Raw genomic sequence first — 3,178 nt, forward strand, 5'->3', positions numbered from 1 at the left:
TCGCTGCGCTCCGTTCCAGGCTACTCGCTGCGCTCCGTTCCAGGCTACTCGCTGGGCTAGGCTCTGCAAGAGTTTGCTTATTGCTATCCTCGGAATTCCCCACCTCATATAATTTCTTCGCGACGAAAAATTCGGCAATGATTCTTAACGCCTTATCCAACCAGGTTGAAATTTTAATGAATACTTCTCTTACTGAATGTTGCAGATGAGTGAAATTTGTATTTTGTAAGCAATAACTAAGCAAGGGTATGGTATTAATTAAATACCAGGCAAAACACGCAACAAATGAAATCAAAAATGCTTTTGATAATCTGGTTAAAGAAATTTCTTCTTTTTCAAGATAATGGCTGTGGATTGCATCGGAAATAGTGCAGACCAATCCCACAAATACCGCCACAATCACGCCAACCAACATACCACCCAGTGGATTTAACGCATGATGCGATCCTAAAAGCAGCTTAATTAAAAATGTTGCGAGTAATTCAGAATATTCCCAGGTGATTAAAGAAATAAAATAGGTTCCGCCCAAATATAAGGTTTCAGCCATTAATTTTGCCTGATCTTCCTCGTTTAAATTGGGGTTTTCTTCAGTGACCTTGGCATAGTAATAAAACATAACGAGTAATGAAATGACGAGTGAAATCATTTCGGTGGGTGCTTTTGCTAGCGTTGTGGAAAATTCATCTGTGCCCATATATAAGGTATCGGCATACGTAGAACCGTTGCTAGCGGCTTTCTCGAGAATTTCTTTGCCAATACCAGCGGCAAGCAAACTAGGAACGGGGATCGAGTTGGTATTAATTAGGGAATGTTGCGAAGCAGTCTTATCGTGCTTCTGCGTATCATGGGCAGCCTGATTAATTTGCGCCCGCACTCGAGCCGCTTGCTCGTTATTTTGTTGTATCAACCAAAAGGAATAAGGATTAAGATTCATGATAGCGTAACTTCTCTTTTATTATTATAACAACACGGTGCGTCGTAAATTTAAAAAGTGTGATGTAAAAGTTTGCTGCATGATAAGAGAACTCCGGAGTTAATTTATTATTTTACTTATCGGTCGATACCCCTTGAATTGAGCGCATTATGCGCCCAAAAATCTCAGATCTCAAGTCCCTAATTAGGATATTTTGTAAAGTGAAACCGCTTGACTTCCTAAGCTTAAGACAAGGTTTATTCATGGCTGCACCAAAACAAAATTCATCGCTGACTGACTGAATCTATGCTATTATTGCGCAATTTTTAAGTTTACAGAAATAAATAAGGATCTTCTCGATGGAATTCAAGCGTTCAATTGGTACAGGGGCTTTATTAATGACCGCCGTCGGCTCAATGGTGGGGTCTGGTTGGTTATTTGGTCCGCTCTATGTTGCAAAAATTGCTGGACCTGCGGCGATTATTGCCTGGGTTTTAGGGGGGTTGATGATGATGACCATTGCGCTCACCTTAGCCGAACTCTCTGCCACTTATCCCGTTGCTGGAGGATTAGTTAAATTTTCTCACATGAGTCACGATAGTTTAGTGAGTTTTACAATTGCATGGATGGCCTGGCTCTCGAGTGTTGCCATTCCACCCATCGAGGTGTTAGCGATTTTACAATATTCATCAAATTACATTCCAGGCTTAGTTCATCCTGTTAATCATACTCAGGTTTTAAGCGAACTCGGTATGTTAGTCGCTGCGGGCTTACTACTGGTGTTAGTGTTAATTAATGTTTTGGGGGCAAAATTATTTGCGCGTGTGGGCAGCGTGATGGGTATTATCAAACTCGCAGCACCGATTATTGTCTTGATTGTGTTTGCCAGCATTGCCATGCACTGGAATAATTTTCATCTACAAGATGGATTTTTACCTTTTGGCTGGCATGGTGTCGTAAAATCCATTCCCACAGCCGGAGTTATTTTTTCATTTATTGGTTTTACTCCCGCCGTGCAACTAGCAGGAGAAGCGAAAAATCCGCAACGTGCTGTTCCTTTAGCAGTCATCGGTTCCCTGCTAATTTGTATATTTTTATATGTTGCTTTGCAATTTGTCTTCATCGCAATTTTACCCGCTGGCAGCTTGAGCGCGGGTTGGCAAAACTTAACATTTGCTGGAGCCAATGGTCCATTTGTTGGTATTGCCGCTGGCTTAGGATTATTTTGGCTTTCGTTGTTAATTTATTTTAGCTCGGTATTTTCTCCGTTAGGCACCGCATTTAATTATACAGCGTCCACCGGACGCATGAATTATGCGATGAGTGAAAATGGTTACATGCCAAAATGGTTACAACAATTAAATTCACATCACGTCCCAGGCAAAGCCATCTTTATGAATTACATCGTGGGATTAATCTTATTATTACCGTTTCCTGGCTGGCAAAGTTTGGTAGGATTTTTAGTATTAACTATTGTTATTGCCTATATCACAGGCCCGATTGCGTTAATGAGTTTACGGCATCAACGCCCGCATGAAAAAAGACCTTTTAAATTACCTTGCGCTGCTTTACTCACACCCTTAGCGTTTTATATCTGCAATTTAATTGTATTTTGGACAGGCTGGTATACGTTTGAAAAAGTAATGATTGCCTTAATGATCGGCTATATTTATCTCTTTTGTTATAGGAAATTATTTCATGCAAGCGCTTCACCGATTTATTGGCATAAATCATGGTGGATATTTCCTTATTTTATCGGTATGTCGGTAATTTCTTATTTAGGCAGTTTTGGCAATGGCTTAGGAAAAATTCCATTTGGTTGGGATTTTTTAGTCATTGGCTTATTTAGCTTAATTATCTTCAAATTAGCCGTGGCCGTGCGTGCCAATACCGAAGAACAACCCAGTGCGGTTGAACTTGCGGCAGCTAAGAATCAATTAAACCATATTCATTAAGGAGATAAACAATGACCATGACTATCGATGATATTTCAATTGATTATGAAGAAGGCGGAGTTTTGCTGAGTAAACAATTAGATAAGCGGATTTTGAGCAAAGGGGCATGGACAACTATTATTTTTAAATATCAAGACTGGGACGCGAAAAAAAATGAATACGGCCCTGCCAAATTTACCATTCGTCGCTACCAAAAGAAATTCGATGAATATAAACAAAAATCTAAATTTAATATTTCGAGTATCGATCAAGCCCAAAAAATTATTGATGCATTACAAACCTGGATGAGTGAGTCTTAATCCAAATGATT

Annotated in this window: 3 protein-coding genes; 2 read left to right on the plus strand and 1 reads right to left on the minus strand. The window is 39.7% G+C overall.

Going from position 1 to position 3,178, the window contains the following annotated elements; genetic code table 11:
• A partial coding sequence (locus tag KIT27_12390) for a hypothetical protein (GenBank protein MCW5590444.1) occupies window positions 1-934 on the minus strand: 934 nt, incomplete at its 3' end.
• Between the two features lie 338 nt (window positions 935-1,272).
• Here KIT27_12390 and KIT27_12395 point away from each other — a divergent pair.
• Both KIT27_12395 and KIT27_12400 read left to right on the plus strand, forming a co-directional pair.
• Complete coding sequence (locus tag KIT27_12395; GenBank protein MCW5590445.1) at window positions 1,273-2,868, plus strand: APC family permease; 1,596 nt, start codon at window positions 1,273-1,275, stop codon at window positions 2,866-2,868.
• 11 nt (window positions 2,869-2,879) lie between these two features.
• Window positions 2,880-3,167 (plus strand): hypothetical protein, encoded by a 288-nt coding sequence (locus KIT27_12400; protein MCW5590446.1) that lies wholly within the window; start codon window positions 2,880-2,882, stop codon window positions 3,165-3,167.
• Window positions 3,168-3,178: the final 11 nt, after the last annotated feature.

It is taken from the genome of Legionellales bacterium, assembly GCA_026125385.1.
Taxonomy (GTDB): domain Bacteria; phylum Pseudomonadota; class Gammaproteobacteria; order JAHCLG01; family JAHCLG01; genus JAHCLG01.